This window comes from Kocuria sp. MNB10 (genome assembly GCF_054073685.1).
The window spans coordinates 890,448-906,236 of the sequence record NZ_CM133411.1 but is presented as its reverse complement, the minus strand read 5'-3'; the positions used below and the strand labels follow the sequence as shown (position 1 = coordinate 906,236).

Here is a 15,789-nt window from a genome sequence, read left to right as displayed (position 1 = left end):
CGACCTGGGGATGACGGTAGGAGGGTAGGGGTATGAAATTCCTCCGCGGCATCGTCCGGGCCCAAGGCCAGATCTTCCTGCAGGCCGGATGGGGCCCCGCGGTGTTCGCGCTCGCCGCCATGACGGTGGCGTCCGCGTGGTTCGCGCTCGCCGCGCTCGCGGGGGCGGCGGTCCAGGCAGGGTGTGCGCTGGCGCTCGCCAGGTGGGACGACGCGCGGGGCCTGCACCGTCTCCGGGAGGGCGGGACCCGGGCCCGGAGTGGCATCCCGGGACACGATCCCGAGAGCTCACGGGTCGGTGCAAAGGCCCTGGCCCGGAGCCGAGCCGGGGTGATCCCCGCAGAGGTAGACCAGGGATTGCACGGGTTCAACGGTGCCCTGACGGGGTGTGCCGCGGTGCTCTCGTGCGGGCCCGGGATCCCCGCGGCGTTGTGGACCCTCGCGGGTTCGGCGGTCTGCGCGCTGATCGTGTGGGGCGCCCCCAAGCTCTCGTGGCCCGAATCCCTTCCGCTGCTCACGGGGCCGTTCTGCCTGGTCAACAGCATCGCGGTGGCCGTAGCGGTCCCGTTCGAACGGGCCCAGGGAGCCGTGGTGCCCCTGGGCTCCCCCGTGCACGACGTACTCGCCGGGGCCGTGTGGGGAGCGCACCAGGTGATCCTGGGCGGTTCCGTGCTGGGCGGGCTGTTGGTGCTCGCGGGATGTTCGCCGCCGGGAGGCGGGCCGGTGTGTGGGCGGCGGCCGGGACCCTGGTGGGCACGCTCGCCGGGTTCGTGGGGATCGGGCGGGGCCCCGCCGCATCCGGGTTGCTGGGCTACGGCGCGTTGCTCGTGACCGTGGCGCTCGGTGTCGCGTTCCCCGCGCGGGGGTCCCGCATCCTGCGGATCGGGGTGCCCGTCCTGGCCGCCGCGCTCACCGTGCCGCTGTGGTGGGTCATCACGGCCGTGGGGGTCGCGCCGTACACGTGGCCCTTCGTGCTCGTCACGTGGACCGTTCTGGCGCTGCGCTCCCGTCAGTGGAGGGCGGGGGAGGCCCGCCACGACGAGCGGTGAACCAGGGCGAAGATGCCCCACACCGCGAGCAGCCCCGCGATCAACAACAGTCCCGCGTGGCCCAGGTCCACGGAGGCCAGGAAAGTGGTGAGCGGATCGTTGAGGTCGAACGCGGTGTTGAGCACCGCGCCCACCGTGATGAAGGCGATGAACAGGGCGGAGACCGCGGAGATGCCCGTGATCACCGCGTTGAACCCGAGTTTGCGCATGGGATTGCGCCACGTGGAGCCGTACATGCGCAGCACGGCCAGTCCGTTGAGGGAATCGCACAGGCACATGCCCGCGGCGAAGAAGAACGGCAGGGAGATCAGGGTCCACGTGGACACCCCTGCCACGGACGCGGACGCCGTGATGATCAACAGGGACACGGTGCTCGCGGTGTCGAAACCCAGACCGAAGAGGAAACCGAGCACGTAGATGTTGCGCGGGCTCTTGACCCGCTGCAGCGGCCGGTCCAGGACGCGGGCGATCAACCCCTGGGACCGCATGTCCTTTTCCGTGATCTGCTGCCCGTCCGCCACCGCGCGCCGCAGCCGCCACGACCGCACGCTCGCGGTGGCGTTGTACGTTCCTAGCACCAGCAGGAAGACCCCGGACACCGTGCCACCGATGATCCCCAGCGCGGTGTTCGCGGTGGTGCCCTCCTCGATGAACGAGGACACGAACGTGGCCCCGAGCACCACCAGGACTCCCGCAAGGATCACGACCGAGCTGTGCCCCAGGCTGAATGCGAGACCCACGCTCGCCGGTCGCTTGCCCTGGGAGATGAACCGGCGGGTCGAGTTGTCGATCGCGGCGATGTGGTCCCAGTCGTAACTGTGCTTCACCCCCGTGAGGTAGCACGTGACCACGAGTCCGATGGACAAGGGAACGGAACTCTCCAGGGCCCCGGCACCCAACATGCCCAGCGCGAGGACATGCAGCAGCACCACCGCGCCCAGGGTCGCGAGCACCCGGGAGCGCAGACTCCACTCACTCACTGCCGTGCGGGTCACCGCCGTACTTCCACCGGTGCGCGTCATCTCTACCTCCAACGGACGTCAGTACTTCCTCAGGTTCACGGGCCCCTGGCCGAAGTACCGTTCACGAACCACGGCCACCGCGGCCAGGATCAGCTCGTCGATCTCCTGCGTCGAGTTGCCCAGCACACGCAACGCGAACCCGGGCACGGCCAGGGCGGAGGCGCCGCCACGGAGGTGCCCCGCGCGCTCGGTGAGCAGCGCGCGGACGGCTGCCAGAGCGGCGTCGTTCACGCGGGGATCCAGGACCAGCAGCGAACCCACGTGGCTGAACCCCTCGAACGAGCCCACACCGCCAAACCCCGACTCATCCCCGGAGGGTTCCAGACGGATGTTGTCGAGCGCCACGGGGCGCCCGGATATCCGCACCTCGGCGCGCAACCGGACACTGTCGTAGCGGAACGGCTCGCCCGTGGGGGACCAGCCGGGCGTGACGACCTCCGCGAGCACCAGGGTCGCGGACGGGTCCATGTCCACGAGCGTGTGCTGCCGGTAGCGCGAGTCCCGGTAGGCGATCAATTGGTCCGGCAGGTACTCGAGCCGCGCGCCCGACCCCAGGCGCACCGTCATCTCCTGGGTCGAAAGACCCACGGGGGTGCGGTAGACCTTGGTCGCGGACTGGGTGGTCAGCAGCAGGTCCGCGCCGTCCCCGACCGTGACGGCCACGCGGTAACGGTCACCGTCCAGGTACGCGCCGCCGGGATTGACCACCGTGTAGGTCACCTGCCCACTCGCGTCCAGGTAGTGCGGGCGCAGCACGCGCAGCGCCCCGCGGTGGAACTGGTGGGTTGCCACGGAACGCCCCGGGCGCGCCGTGATTCCCAGTTCCAGTTCACCGCGCCACGTCTCTCGCGCAGTTCCGGGGGACGACGACGCCGCGGCCACCGTGTTCGCCGATGCCGCCACAGTCAGTGTGGTCGCAGCTGTCCCCGCGGTCGGCGACGCTGACTCGGACGCGTCGTCCCGCGTGGCCGTCGGCGCGGCGGAGGCGTGCGTGTCGGTCACCGGTGCGGCTGGGCTCACGCGAGGTCCTGCATGAGGACATCGTGGCGCAACCACTCGATCACGTGCTCGAGGCCCTCGTCCGTCTTCAGATTGGTGAAGCAGAACGCCTTGTCCCCGCGGAACTGGCGGGAATCGGTCTCCATGACCGTGAGGTCCGCCCCCACGTGCGGCGCCAGGTCCGTCTTGTTGATGATGAACAGATCGGACTTGATCATGCCCTGGCCGGCCTTGCGGGGGATCTTCTCGCCCTGGGCCACGTCGATAATATAGATCGAGAAGTCCACGAGCTCGGGGCTGAACGTGGCGGAGAGGTTGTCCCCGCCGGATTCCACGAACACGACCTCGAGGTCCGGGTGCTCCTGCTCCAACCGGTCGATCGCCGCCTGGTTCATGGAGGTGTCCTCGCGGATCGCGGTGTGGGGGCACCCGCCGGTCTCGAGTCCCACGATCCTGTCCAGGGGCAGCACGCTGTTGCGGGAGAGGATCTTGGCGTCCTCGATCGTGTAGATGTCGTTGGTGATCGCCGCCATGGAGATGTCCTGGCTCAGCGCCCGGGTGAGGCGTTCGATCAACTGGGTCTTGCCCGCGCCCACCGGTCCGCCGATCCCGATCTTCACTGCCGTCATGTGGTTTATTCCTCCGTACGTTCGGTGGCGCGGTTCAGCTCATGAACATGCGCGCACGTTGGGTTTCGTGATGCATCTGGGCGATCTCCAACCCCGGGGAGACCACGCCCAGATCGGACATGTCCAGCGTGGAGATGCGCTCCCATGCGGCCGCGACCCGGGGGCGCAGTGCTCCCAGGGTGCGCTGGCCCGCGTTCTGCCCGATGGGGATCCCGCGCACCGCGTTCTGGGTCAGCGAGGTGAGGGTGGAGAACAGGAAGGCCTGCGTGATCGCTGCCGGGGGCACACCGTGGTCCACCCCGATCAGCGCGAACACGATCGCCTGGTGGCCGTGGCACGTCCCCTCCGCCACGAGGCGGGCGTAGCGTTCCAGTCCCGGGCCGGGTAGGGACAGCGTGCCGATCTCGAGCAGCCGGCGTCCCATGGTCAGCCCGGCTTGTCGCACCTGGGCCGGTAGGGCCTGGGCGAACATGAGGGCGTCGAGTCGGACGAGGCCGGCGTCGATGTCGGAGTCGGGTGTCGCGTCCGCCGGGGCTGCGGGGGGATCCGCGGGCGACGCCGCGCCATCGGCGGCCGCCAGCGCGGAAGGTGCCGTGCCCGCCGAGGCTCCGTTCGCCGTCGTCCCCGCGAACAACTCCGCGGTGAGCCGCACGGCCAGACCGTCCGCGTAGACGAGCTGGTGGTCGAGGAAACGTTCGAGCCAGTCCTGGAAGCTCGCTTGGTCCGACACGGTGCCGCGTTCCAGGTAGGTCTCCATGCCGAACGTGTGCGCGAATGCCCCCGTGGGCAGCGCGGAATCGCAGATCTGCAGCAGCGGCAGGAGAGATCCCGCCCAGTCCTGTGCGTCCCCGGTCATTAGTGCGTATGCTCCGCGTGGCGGAACGGGACCGGCATCACGCGCTCCTGCCGCTCGTAGGGCACGCCGTGCTCGTCCAGGTACTGGGTCACCGTGTGGTCGAGCTGCACCACCATGACCTCTGCGCCGTATTCGGAGGACGCGTCGAAGAACTGGGCCTGCAGGTGCCGGTTGCCCAGCCCGTGCGCCGTCATGCCCATCTCGGTGATGGTGCGCGGGGCGATCACGAGCACGTCCGTGGCCTCGACGGACACGACGACGACGCCGCGCTCGTCCCGGAGCAGGATGTCCCCGTCCTGGAGGTCGCCGGCCGCGCCGCGCGGACTGTCCAGGCGCAACCCCAGGGTGCGGCCGTGATCCGTGGTCACGCGCTGGATCCGCTTCACGAGTTCGGAACTGGGCAGCACCACCTTCTCCACGTGCAGCCCCTGCCGTTCGGAGGGGGACAAATCGGCCAGGTTGCCCAGGACGCGGTCGACGATCACGAGATCCTCCTTGTCGGGAACGTGTCAGGAATGGTTGTTCGGGGTGCCGGTGCCGGGGCGGCAACGACGGGCCCGCAACGACTGGTTGGCGGCGCCGGGTGCCCGCCGAGCGCCGTCGTCCGCGGATTGCCGGCGGCCGCGTGGGCTCAGAACAGGAAGTACCGCTGGGCCATGGGGAGCACGTCCACGGGCTCGCACGTGACCTTCTCGCCGTCCACGCGCACCTCGTAGGTTTCGGGGTCCACGTCCAGCTCGGGGGTCTCGCCGTTGAACGCGAGGTCGGACTTGCGCAGGGACCGGATGCCGTGGACCGCCTTGACGGTCTTCCGCAGACCTAGCTGCTCCGGGACGCCCGCGTCCACGGCCGCCTGGGACATGAACGTGATGGAGGAGGAGTGCACCGCGGAACCCAACCCGCCGAACGAACCGCGCATGGTCATGGGCTGGGGCGTGGGGATGGACCCGTTGGAATCACCCATGAGGGAGGAGACCACCTGCCCGCCCTTGAACACCATGAACGGCTTGACGCCGAAGAACGCAGGTTCCCACAGCACCAGGTCCGCGAACTTCCCGGCCTCCACACTGCCCACGTAGTCACCCACACCGTGGGCGAGCGCGGGGTTGATCGTGTACTTGGAGATGTAGCGCTTGAGCCGGAAGTTGTCGCCGCGCTCGGTGTCCCCGTCCAGCTTGCCGCGCTGCTTCTTCATCTTGTCCGCGACCTGCCACGTCCGCAGGATCACTTCCCCCACGCGGCCCATGGCCTGGGAGTCAGAGCTCGTGATGGAAAAGATGCCCATGTCCTGCAGCACGTCCTCCGCAGCGATCGTCTCCGGGCGGATGCGGGAATCCGCGAACGCCACGTCCTCGGGGATGTCCGGGTTGAGGTGATGGCACACCATGAGCATGTCCAGGTGCTCCTCCTCCGTGTTGCGTGTGAACGGCAACGTGGGGTTCGTGGAGGCGGGCAGCACGTTGGGGAACGCGGCGATCTTGATGATGTCCGGGGCGTGGCCGCCGCCGGCACCCTCGGTGTGGTACGTGTGGATGACCCGCCCGTCGATGGCCTTGATCGTGTCCTCCACGAACCCGGCCTCGTTGAGGGTGTCCGTGTGGATGGCCACCTGCACGTCGTAATGGTCGGCCACCTTCAAGGAGTTGTCGATCGCCGCGGGCGTGGCGCCCCAGTCCTCGTGCACCTTGAGCCCAATGGCCCCGGCTTTGATCTGCTCGGCCAGCGGTTCCACCGCACTCGCGTGCCCCTTGCCCAGCAGGCCCACGTTCATGGGGAAGTTCTCGACGGCGCGCAGCATGTTCGCGAGGTTCCAGGACCCGGGCGTGATGGTCGTGGCCTTCGTGCCCTCCGCGGGTCCGGTACCGCCACCGATCATGGTGGTGATCCCCGAGTTCAGGGCGGTGGCGAACTGGTCGGGGCTGATGAAGTGGATGTGGGTGTCCAGGCCCCCGGCGGTGAGGATGCGGCCTTCACCGGCCACGGCCTCGGTCGCGGGACCGATCACCACGTCCACGCCGTCCATGATGTTGGGGTTGCCGGCCTTGCCGATGGCCAGGATCCGTCCGTCCCGCAGCCCCACGTCCGCCTTGTAGATGCCCGTGTGGTCCAGGACGATCACGTTGGTGATCACGGTGTCCGCCACGGCCAGGTCACCCGGGGCGCCGTCGCGGACGGTGTTGCCGTCCTGACCCATCCCGTCGCGGATGACCTTGCCGCCGCCGAACACGGTCTCGTCACCGTGGCTCGTGAGGTCCTTCTCCACCTCCAGGAACAGGTCCGTGTCCGCGAGCCGGACGGCGTCCCCCGTGGTGGGGCCGTACAGACCGGCGTACTGCTGACGGGACATCTCGAAGCTCATGAGCGTTCCTCACTGTCCAGGGGGCCGTTGACGGCGTTGCGGAATCCGAACACGGCACGGTCACCGGCCATCGCCACCAGGCGGACGGTCTTCTTGTCCCCCGGTTCGAAGCGCACGGCCGTGCCGGCGGGGATGTCGAGGTGGAAGCCGCGGGCGGCGTCCCGATCGAAGCGCAGCGCCGGGTTGGCCTCCGCGAAATGGAAGTGGGAGCCCACCTGCACCGGGCGGTCGCCGGTGTTGGTGACGTCCAGCTCCACGGTGTCGCGGCCCTCGTTGCACACCACGGGGGTGTCCGCCAGGACGTATTCGCCAGGGATCATGGGAGTCTCCTGCCTATCGGATGGGGGTGTGGACGGTGACGAGCTTGGTGCCGTCCGGGAAGGTGGCCTCCACCTGGACGTCCGAGATCATCTCGGGCACACCCTCCATGACGTCATCCCGGCCGAGGATGGTGGTCCCCCAACTCATGAGGTCCGCCACCGTGCGGCCGTCCCGGGCGCCCTCGATCAGTTCGTAGCTGATGATCGCCACGGCCTCCGGGTAATTGAGCTTCAGGCCCCGGGCCTGGCGTCTGCGTGCGAGGTCCGCGGCGACGACGATCTGCAGTTTCTCCTGCTCGCGAGGGATCAAGTGCATTGCGGCTCCAAGGATGGTCAGAAGGACGTCCGGCAGGGAAAGAAGACTACCTAACAATCGGCATGCTACGCCTGACGTGTGAAAACACACCCCGTAGTGCTCCGTCGTGTTCTTAGGAGGTGCCCGGGAGCCGTCCGGGCCTGCGCTCGGAGGTGCCCGAGTGGCACAGGTCGTCGGGCCCGGTCGACGACGCCGCGCAGTGCCCGACGCCGCGTTGGGTGCGCTCCGCGGGTACGACGACGCCCGGGCTTCGTGTGCGGAACCCGGGCGTCGTCGTCGTGCAGTGGTCGTGGCGCGTTCGCTACGCGCGGGCACCACGAAGGATGGAGCCTACAGCTTCCACTCCCAGGCCTGGTCCACGAAACCGGGCGCATAGACCAGGGTTCCCGTTTTCGCGGGCACGTCCAACACAATCTTGCCGGTCGCACGCTCGGCGGGCCCCATCTCCGGGATCCGCTCTGCATCGGGCAAGCACATGTAGGACGCGGCTGATGCCACCGAGTTCGCCGTGGTCCCGGCCGGAGTGATGAATTTCCATTCGTGCGGATTGAACATGTAATCAGTGCCGTAGAAGGCCTCTTGGAACTGTTCCCTCGGGCCGGTCTCAGCGGACACATCGAGGGTCACGAAGTGTCCGTTCTCGGGCTTCTCCGCGTAAGGATTGGTGCACTTCGGATCCACCTCGATCCCGTTCACCACGAAATTCACGACCGGGGTGCTCTCCTGGCCGTTGATGGTGATGGACGAGGATTCACCCACGCGCTTCATCAGGTTCCCCCGCTCGGACAGGCCCGGAGTGGGCTGAGCTTGCGTGGTCTCGGCAACCGCAGGCTCCACGCTCGGCGCCGTGGGGGCGCTCGCGGGTGCGTCGCCGGATCCCGCGCACGCGGTGAGTCCGAGGAGCAGGACGGGTACGGCCAGCAGTTGAGCCGAGATTTTCATGGTGAACCTTCCGGTCGGGGGGCATGGGACGCAGCCCGCGGGGTTGTCCTCAGGGACAGCCGATGAGGGAGAGAATAACTTTGCACTCGCACATGCGGTGATCTGACGCGAATGTTACGCCCGAGTAAGCGCAGGGCGCCGGAGGCGCGGCGTCCGGCGGGGGCGGGTCACCGACTGTGGTCGGCGGGATCCGTGTGGTCGGAGGACAGGGAGCGGAGGTGGCGTAGATCCTCGGGGTGCATGTCCTTCTGCGCTTCGAGCCCGTCGAGCAGCAGTTGCATCTGTCGCTGCAGCGCCGGAACCAGATCGGGGTGCCCCTGGTCCCGCAGGTGGGTGATCAGCATCCGCAGCCCCCGCAACATGGTGGCGGCCACGTCCGGCTGATCGAGGCACGTCTGCCGGAGCTGATCGAAGGCGTGGGCGATGTATTCCTCATGGGAGAGGTTCCAGGGCTGGACGAGCACCCGGCGGGATCCGTCCTGCAACGCCGGGGGCGGAAGTGGAGTGATGAGCAACGTCCGCATCAGACTCCCCAGCCGCAGGATGACCTCCACGGCGGTCGTGGGGTCATTCACGGCCGGACTCAGGGCACGCAGCCCGATGTCCACGAGCTGGCGGATGGAGAAGTCGACGTCCTGGAGGGTGGTGCGCATGTCGGACACGCCGATCGACTCGGCGAGACCCTTCCTGCTGGCGGCCGAGGGGCGGGGCCACACCGTCAACAGGGGTTCACCGGCGTGGATGTAAGCACCCACGCGGGTGTCCATGCGCACGGTGGTGTCGGGGGAGGCGGCCGCGAGGAGCTGGCGGATGTCCACCTGGCTGATCCATCCGCTGCGTGTGGCGGGAATGACTGCGGCGTCATCGGGGGCATCGTGGAAGTCCCGGGGGTCGACCTCACACATCCCGGAGGGCACTTCGTCAAGTGCGGCGGCCACCTTCTCTCCCTCGTCCGCGATGACCCGGGCCACGTTGCCCACCTGGAGCCCGTGGGCCAGGTGATCCAGGTGCACGATGATGCCGATCACGGTGATCAGCGTCAGCACCACGGCGAGCGTCAGCGACACCTTCGGCGCAGGGTCCGTGGTCTCCCCGCTGACACTGGGCAGCGCCAGCACGCAGTAGAAGAAGGTGGCCACGAGCAGGCCGATCACGCGCTGACTCAGCCGGTCCCGGATGAAGGACCGCATGACCCGAGGTGAGAACTGGCTGCTGGCCAACTGCAGGCTGACCACGGTCAGGGAGAACACCACGCCCACGGTGGTGATCATCGCCCCGGCCACGGTGGCCAGCAACCACGTGGCCGCGTTGCTGCTCATCTCCAGCGTGAACGGCACGTGGGTGTCGTACCCCAGGGCATGATCGACGGACGTCGCGATGATTGCCAACACGATCCCGCCCAGCATGATGATGGCGGGATAGAGGAACAGGCTCTCCTCGAATCGGTACCGCAGCGCCGCGAGGCGCAGCCGCCACGAGACGCCTCCACGTCCAGCCACTGTCTGTCCTCCGAGCATTGTTCGCCGACGAGCCTGCCGATCGTCAGCCTACCCAGACCGTTCACGGAGGCGGGCGCGCGGAGCGTGGGCAAGGGGGCGGCACCTCGATAGCCTGGCCCCATGACGGAACAGAACAAGTGGCTTGCCCAGGTGGCTCGGAACCCCGGGCATTCCCAGTGGTATATCGAACGGTTCCGCACCATGGCCGCGCGCGGGGAGGACATCGTGGGGGAGGCCCGGCTCATCGACGCCATGGTTCCCCGCGGCGCTCGCATCCTGGATGCCGGGTGCGGAGCGGGGCGGCTGTCCGGGTACCTACACGCGGCCGGGCATCGGGTGGTCGGGGTGGACGTGGATCCCGAGTTGATCGACGCCGCCCGGCAGGACTACCCGGGCCCTGAGTATCGCGTGGCCGATCTCGCCGTACTGGCCGACATGGACCTCGGGGACGCCTTCGACGCCATCGTGTGCGCGGGCAACGTGGTCACGTTCCTAGCGGAAAACACCCGGCGGGACGTGCTGCGCGGCTTCCGCAGTCACCTGGGTCAGGACGGCCGCGCGGTGGTCGGTTTCGGCGCGGGGCGCGGCTACTCCGCCGAGGAGTTCTTCGCCGACGCCGCTGCGGAGGGTCTCACACCGCAACTCACCCTGGCGGGGTGGGACGTACGCCCCTGGTCCCCGGACAGCGAGTTCCTCGTGACCGTGTTGGGCGCCGCGGACGGGTGAGTGGAAGTGGCTGTGCTGAGGCGCCGATAGAAGTTACCGATTCATCCCCGACAACGCCTGCAAGTGCGTCGGGCGGACCGCAGTGGCGTGGGGCTGGTAGTCGTCGTGCTTGCCGAGCCAGGATTTGATGTAGGGGCACACCGGGACGATGGTCTTCCCGTCGGCGATGGTGCCGTCCAAGGCCCCCCGCGCGAGCTTGGAGGCGAGACCCTGACCGCTGTAAGCGTCGTCGACGGTCGTGTGGTAGAAGATCCGCTGCGGCTCGTCGGCGCCGTCGAACGGCAGGTAGTGCGCCTCGCCGATGACCGCGTCACCGTCGAGGAGTTCGTAGCGGTGCCCATCGGCGTTGTGGCGGACGGTGATGTCGGATTCGGTTTCCACGGGACTCTCCTGGGTGGGATCGGGCGGGCTCAGCCGCGGGGTCGCAAAGTGACGGTGGGCAAAGTCGGGGCCGGCAGTGGCGCGGGCTGACCGTCGGGAAAGGGGCCGAAGCGCGGGCACGGGGTCCCGTCCGAGTAAGTTCCGGACTCTGGGGTGGGGGCCGGTTCGGCGTCGATCTCGGCCTGCCACTGCTCACGGTAGGCCACGACCTCCTCGTGGGTGCGGCCCACGAAATTCCACCACATCACGATCTGCTCCCCCAGGGGCTCCCCGCCCAGGAGCATGGCCCGCACGGGCTTCTCACCGGCGGTTAGGACCACGCTGTCCCGCCCCGTGGGGAGGTAGGCCAGGTGGTCCTCCGGGATCGGCGCCGAGTTCACGCTCAGGTCCCCGGTGTCCACCAGGACCCCGTGCTCGAAGGACGGGTCCAGGTCCAGGTCCAGTTCCGTTCCCGGCTCCATGAGGATCTCGGCGGCCACCAGCGGGGGTGTGTAGGTGTTCACCGGGGACGTGGATCCGGCCAGCTCACCGATGAATATCCGCAGCTCGGCGCCGTGGTTCTTCACGGGCTCTGGCGTGTAGTGCTCGAAGGTCGGTGCCATGTGACGGGTGTCGTCCGGCAGGGCGTACCACAGCTGCACGCCGTGCAGGGTGGTGGTGTCCGGGGTGGAGAACTCCTGGTGGGAGATCCCGCGCCCGGCGATCATGAGGTTGACCTCCCCGGGGCGCACGTCCGCGCTGTACCCGGCGGAGTCCAGGTGGGAGATGCCGCCGGTGAACAGCCAGCTCACCGTGGCCAGGCCGGTGTGCGGGTGGCGCGCCACGGACATGCCCCCGGTGTCCGCCACGGGATCGGGGCCGTAGTGGTCCAGGAAACACCACGCGCCGATGAGACTGCGATGGCGCTGGGGGAGGGTGCGGCGCACGGTCATCGCCCGCGGGCCACCCAGGGGCACGTCCCGCGGGGTCAGCAGGGCCGCCCCGGCACCGATCGCCTCGGTGCACAGGACCTCTTGCGGGTTGCGTTCCAAGTTGGTCATCGCGCACCTCCGGTGCTCGTGGTCGCACCGGCCGGCGCGGACGCAGTCTTACGGGGACGGACGGGGTGTCCGGACAGGATGGAGATCCGGTTGAAGGCGTTGATTGCGATCGCGGTCCACTGCAGGGCGGAGTACTGCTCGTCGTTCAGTGCTTCCCGGGCCGCGGCCTGCTCGGCGTGCCGCGTGTTCTCGTCGGGCAGCAGGGTGGCCGTTTCGGCGATAATCAGGGCGGCCCGTTCCACGGCATTGAAAAGAACGGTGTCACGCCATGCGGGGAGCACGGCGAGTTGCTGCGCGGTCACCCCGGCAGCCTCGGCCTTGCGAACGTGCAGGTCCAGGCAGAACGCGCACCCGTTGAGCTGGGACACTCGCACGTTGACCAGCTCCACGACCGAGGCGGGGGTGCCCGCATCCTCTGCAGCGGCACCGACCTTGCGGGAGAAGGCGTTGACCGCCCGCCAGCTGGAGGGGTCGGACTTGTCCAGGAAGAAACGGTCCTGCTCGGTCATGGCGGCTCCTCGTGGTTTCGTGCGCCGACTGTATTCGCCGGGGTCGACGACGCTGCTGTCGCGGCCACCCGGCGCGGGTCCGGGATGCGACGGGGCGGTCCGGGTGGAGATGAACTTGTTTAAACAGAAATATCTTCCTCGCAAGGCTAACTTGCGGTCGGGGTCCGCTCAAGGGGGCGGGACAGGGTGCGAGGCTGGAGATGGCTGCGCAAGAAGATTCTTAGACAAATGTTTTTGAGGCGAGGTAAAATCATCCCTCAGCTCAACGAGTTCTAAGGGCTTGAAAGGGGAGATCATGACCGCGCACACCGACACCGCTGCCCAGGCGGTGGACCCCGTGACCCTGTGGGGCCAGGTGATCGAGGGGTTCCAGAGCGCCAACAAGAACCTGCACCGAGAGGTGGCCGCGGCCCATGCGTTGAACGCCGCGGAGGCCGAGGCGTTGCTGCGTCTGACGCGCACCCCGCACCAGCGCATGCCCATGGCCGAATTGGCCCGTCAGGTGGCCTTCAGCACCGGCGGTTTCACCAAGGTTGCGGACCGGCTCACCAAGCGCGGCCTGGTCCGGCGTGCCCCGTGTCCCGAGGACCGGCGCGTCGTCTACCTCGAGCTCACCGCCGAAGGCCGCACCACGGCAGGGAAGGTCCGTGATCTCGTGGCCGAGACAATGACGGCCACGTTCGTGGACGTCCTGGGCCCCGAACGCGCCGTCGTGGTCGCACAGGCGATGGCCGATCTGCACCGCAGCGGCCTCGACCGTGCGTAGCGGTCTCGGCGACCGAGGCGCGAACCACCTCGGACAGGGGCCGATGCCGCTCGTGGTTCGCGCCGGCCGCGGCACCCTTTACGCTTGTCCTTAATCGAGATGGCTGAGCACAAGGATTGAGGGAGCCTGATGGCCGCTGGACTGGCTGCGCTGCTGGATGACATCGCGGCACTCGCCAAGCTGACCGCCGCGAGTGTGGACGACGTCGCCGGGGCGGCGGGGCGTGCGAGCGCCAAGGCCGCGGGCGTCGTCGTCGACGACACCGCGGTGGCCCCGCGATTCGTGCAGGGTGTTAACCCCAAGCGGGAACTACCGATCATCAAGAAGATCACGATCGGCTCCCTGCGCAACAAGCTGCTGATCATCCTGCCGGTGGCCCTGATCCTGAGCCAGTTCGCGCCGTGGTTGCTCACGCCGCTGCTGATGCTGGGCGGCACGTACCTGTGCTTCGAGGGCGCGGAAAAAGTGATCGAGCACCTGTCCCACCAGGAGCACGCCCCCAACGAACCCGCCGCGGACCGCGGTCCGGAGGCAGAGAAGAAGATCACCTCCGGGGCGATCCGCACGGACCTGATCCTCAGCGCGGAGATCATGGTGATCGCGCTCAATGAGGTCTCCCACGAGCCGTTCCTGACCCGCACGCTCATCCTGATCGTGGTGGCGATCTTCATCACGGTGCTCGTCTACGGCGTCGTGGCCCTGATCGTGAAGATGGACGACATCGGCCTGGCCCTGGCCCAGAAGGACTCCGAGGGCGCCCAGAAGTTCGGCCGGGGCCTGGTCAAGGCCATGCCCACGGTGCTGTCCGTGATCTCGATCGTGGGTGTCTTCGCCATGCTGTGGGTGGGCGGGCACATCATCCTGGTGGGCATGGCCGACCTCGGGTTCACCCCCGTGTACGACTGGGTCCACCACCTGGGCGAGTCCGTGCACCACGTGGCCGGGGTGGGCCCCGCGCTCGCGTGGCTCGTGGAGACGTTCTGTGCCCTGGTGCTGGGCATCGTGTGGGGTTCCATCATCGTGGGCATCGTCCACGTACTGCCCTTCGGCAAGAAGCACGGCGACGACGACGTTCACTCCTCCGATGCCGCCGGCCGTGAGTCCTCGGATGCCGACGACGCCGTGTCTACCCACCGGGGGAACGTCGCCGCGGTGCGCGGAGCGCCGTCGTCCGGGGTCTCGGCGACCGGGGCGTCGTCATCGGCAGATCCTCACGTGGAAGGCGGCTCGACCGCGGTCAGCGAGCCGCCCCGGGGCTGACCTCCCGCAACCCCGCCGAAGCGCACAGCTCCACGAGGCCTTCCATGCCGAAGGCCTGCAGCGGGCCCACCACCCCGCGCGCCCGTGAACGGTCCTTGAGCACGTGCTCCGCCCCGGCCGCCAAGAGGTGACCCGTTAGCGTGTAGACGTTGGGACCCGCCACATGGACCTCGGACACGGTCTCGCCCCGGGAGTCGGTGACCATTGCTATGGCCAGGGAGGACGACTTCGCCCGCTCACTCGCGCTCGGCCCGCCCTCGGACCCGGTCAGGGCGGTGATGCCCTTGCCGAGCGCCTTGCGGGCCAGGGACGAGGAACCGGCCACGGCCATCACGGGCAGCGCAGCCTTCATGACTGGCCCCGGCGCGGAGAACCACCCGTTGAACACCTCGATGTTCGCAACCTCCGGGAACGCCTCCGGCAGGAACACGATCTCGCTCCCGGGGACCATCACCGCATTGCGCTTCGCCCCGTCTACCGTGAACGTGTGTTGCCGCGGTATCCGCCCCGGCTTCTGCCACCGGTGATCACGCCACACCAGGAACGGTTTGCTCAGCTCTTCGAGCATGGTGGTCATGGTCCCGCCGCTCAACCCGGTAGGGCCCGCCCCGGGGGCGAAGTAGCCCACCCGCAGGGTCTCGGCGCGGTCCCCGGCGCGTTCCAGAGCCAGGGATCCCGCGAGGATCCCGGGCACGTAGTCGTAACCGAATGCGGGCAGCATGGTGCCGCGGGGCGCATCACCCGGCGCAGCGGCGTCGTCGGACGCGGCGGCGGGATAGCGCTTCTGGAGTCGACGCACGAAGCCCACCTCACCCGTCGAGTCCAGGTAGTGGGCACCCTGCGACGCGGCGGCGTCCGCGGCCACGTCCCCGAGTCGCTCGAAGGGACCCACGGTGGTGACCAGGACGTCCCCCTCGGAGACCAGCGCGCGGACGGAATCGGGCTCAGCCAGGTCCGCGGTCCGCACGTCCAGGCCGCCCAGCGTGCAGGCCAGCTGGTTCAGGGGCCGTTCGCGGCGCCCGGCGAGGACGGGGCGCACTCCCCGTTCCACGAGGGACTCGACCACCAGGCGGCCGGTGTATCCGGTGGCTCCGAAAACCACCACGTGAGCGTTCAT

17 protein-coding genes and 1 pseudogene are annotated in these 15,789 nt (G+C 68.6%); 4 read left to right on the top strand and 14 right to left on the bottom strand.

What is annotated here, in order from left to right:
• Positions 1 to 32: 32 nt before the first annotated feature.
• Positions 33 to 1,048: pseudogene (locus ACW9PK_RS03985) on the top strand (urea transporter).
• Here the strand turns inward: ACW9PK_RS03985 and ACW9PK_RS03980 are convergent.
• From ACW9PK_RS03980 to ACW9PK_RS03935, 10 genes are all read right to left on the bottom strand, one after another.
• A complete protein-coding gene (locus ACW9PK_RS03980) occupies positions 1,009 to 2,070 on the bottom strand; it encodes a HoxN/HupN/NixA family nickel/cobalt transporter (protein WP_457016634.1) in 1,062 nt (353 codons plus the stop codon). The pseudogene ACW9PK_RS03985 and the gene ACW9PK_RS03980 overlap by 40 nt on opposite strands.
• Positions 2,071 to 2,088: 18 nt before the next feature.
• On the bottom strand, positions 2,089 to 2,973 hold the full coding sequence (locus ACW9PK_RS03975; RefSeq protein ID WP_457016632.1) for an urease accessory protein UreD: 885 nt from the start codon (positions 2,971 to 2,973) through the stop codon (positions 2,089 to 2,091).
• A gap of 113 nt (positions 2,974 to 3,086) precedes the next feature.
• On the bottom strand, positions 3,087 to 3,698 hold the full coding sequence (ureG, locus tag ACW9PK_RS03970) for an urease accessory protein UreG (RefSeq protein WP_085106540.1): 612 nt from the start codon (positions 3,696 to 3,698) through the stop codon (positions 3,087 to 3,089).
• Positions 3,699 to 3,732: 34 nt separating this feature from the next.
• On the bottom strand, positions 3,733 to 4,554 hold the full coding sequence (locus ACW9PK_RS03965) for an urease accessory protein UreF (RefSeq protein ID WP_368844644.1): 822 nt from the start codon (positions 4,552 to 4,554) through the stop codon (positions 3,733 to 3,735).
• Positions 4,554 to 5,039, bottom strand: a complete 486-nt coding sequence (ureE, locus tag ACW9PK_RS03960; RefSeq protein ID WP_368844643.1) for an urease accessory protein UreE — start codon at positions 5,037 to 5,039, stop codon at positions 4,554 to 4,556. The genes ACW9PK_RS03965 and ureE overlap by 1 nt, the downstream gene beginning before the upstream one ends.
• Before the next feature lie 146 nt (positions 5,040 to 5,185).
• The gene (gene ureC, locus ACW9PK_RS03955) at positions 5,186 to 6,913 is read right to left on the bottom strand and encodes an urease subunit alpha (protein WP_144931617.1); all 1,728 of its coding nucleotides are present in this window, start codon (positions 6,911 to 6,913) and stop codon (positions 5,186 to 5,188) included.
• Complete coding sequence (locus ACW9PK_RS03950) at positions 6,910 to 7,233, bottom strand: urease subunit beta (RefSeq protein ID WP_085106537.1); 324 nt, start codon at positions 7,231 to 7,233, stop codon at positions 6,910 to 6,912. Before ACW9PK_RS03950 ends, ureC begins: the two co-directional genes overlap by 4 nt.
• 13 nt (positions 7,234 to 7,246) lie before the next feature.
• Positions 7,247 to 7,549 (bottom strand): urease subunit gamma, encoded by a 303-nt coding sequence (locus tag ACW9PK_RS03945; RefSeq protein WP_035964916.1) that lies wholly within the window; start codon positions 7,547 to 7,549, stop codon positions 7,247 to 7,249.
• A gap of 330 nt (positions 7,550 to 7,879) precedes the next feature.
• Positions 7,880 to 8,491, bottom strand: a complete 612-nt coding sequence (locus ACW9PK_RS03940; RefSeq protein WP_457016627.1) for a hypothetical protein — start codon at positions 8,489 to 8,491, stop codon at positions 7,880 to 7,882.
• A gap of 167 nt (positions 8,492 to 8,658) precedes the next feature.
• A complete protein-coding gene (locus ACW9PK_RS03935; RefSeq protein WP_457016625.1) occupies positions 8,659 to 9,990 on the bottom strand; it encodes a DUF2254 domain-containing protein in 1,332 nt (443 codons plus the stop codon).
• A gap of 120 nt (positions 9,991 to 10,110) precedes the next feature.
• On the opposite strand from ACW9PK_RS03935, the gene ACW9PK_RS03930 reads away from it, so the two are divergent.
• Positions 10,111 to 10,716 carry a class I SAM-dependent methyltransferase gene (locus tag ACW9PK_RS03930; RefSeq protein WP_167318892.1) on the top strand — a complete coding sequence of 202 codons (606 nt, stop codon included), beginning with the start codon at positions 10,111 to 10,113 and terminating at the stop codon, positions 10,714 to 10,716.
• Positions 10,717 to 10,749: 33 nt separating this feature from the next.
• Here ACW9PK_RS03930 and ACW9PK_RS03925 read toward each other — a convergent pair whose 3' ends face one another.
• Genes ACW9PK_RS03925 through ACW9PK_RS03915 form a run of 3 tightly spaced genes read right to left on the bottom strand, consistent with a single transcriptional unit; the run spans position 10,750 to position 12,646 of the window.
• On the bottom strand, positions 10,750 to 11,097 hold the full coding sequence (locus ACW9PK_RS03925) for a GNAT family N-acetyltransferase (RefSeq protein ID WP_206479861.1): 348 nt from the start codon (positions 11,095 to 11,097) through the stop codon (positions 10,750 to 10,752).
• A gap of 29 nt (positions 11,098 to 11,126) precedes the next feature.
• Complete coding sequence (locus ACW9PK_RS03920; RefSeq protein ID WP_457016622.1) at positions 11,127 to 12,137, bottom strand: pirin family protein; 1,011 nt, start codon at positions 12,135 to 12,137, stop codon at positions 11,127 to 11,129.
• Entirely contained in the window at positions 12,134 to 12,646 is a 513-nt protein-coding gene (locus ACW9PK_RS03915; protein ID WP_206479094.1) for a carboxymuconolactone decarboxylase family protein, read from the bottom strand. The genes ACW9PK_RS03920 and ACW9PK_RS03915 overlap by 4 nt, the downstream gene beginning before the upstream one ends.
• Positions 12,647 to 12,941: 295 nt before the next feature.
• Between ACW9PK_RS03915 and ACW9PK_RS03910 the strand changes: the two genes are divergently transcribed.
• Positions 12,942 to 13,412, top strand: coding sequence for a MarR family winged helix-turn-helix transcriptional regulator (locus tag ACW9PK_RS03910; RefSeq protein WP_368844639.1), 471 nt, complete (start codon positions 12,942 to 12,944; stop codon positions 13,410 to 13,412).
• A 129-nt stretch (positions 13,413 to 13,541) separates the two neighbouring features.
• Entirely contained in the window at positions 13,542 to 14,672 is a 1,131-nt protein-coding gene (locus ACW9PK_RS03905) for a DUF808 domain-containing protein (RefSeq protein ID WP_144998483.1), read from the top strand.
• Here ACW9PK_RS03905 and ACW9PK_RS03900 read toward each other — a convergent pair.
• A complete protein-coding gene (locus tag ACW9PK_RS03900) occupies positions 14,650 to 15,789 on the bottom strand; it encodes a trans-acting enoyl reductase family protein (RefSeq protein WP_368844638.1) in 1,140 nt (379 codons plus the stop codon). The two genes, ACW9PK_RS03905 and ACW9PK_RS03900, sit on opposite strands and share 23 nt — an antisense overlap.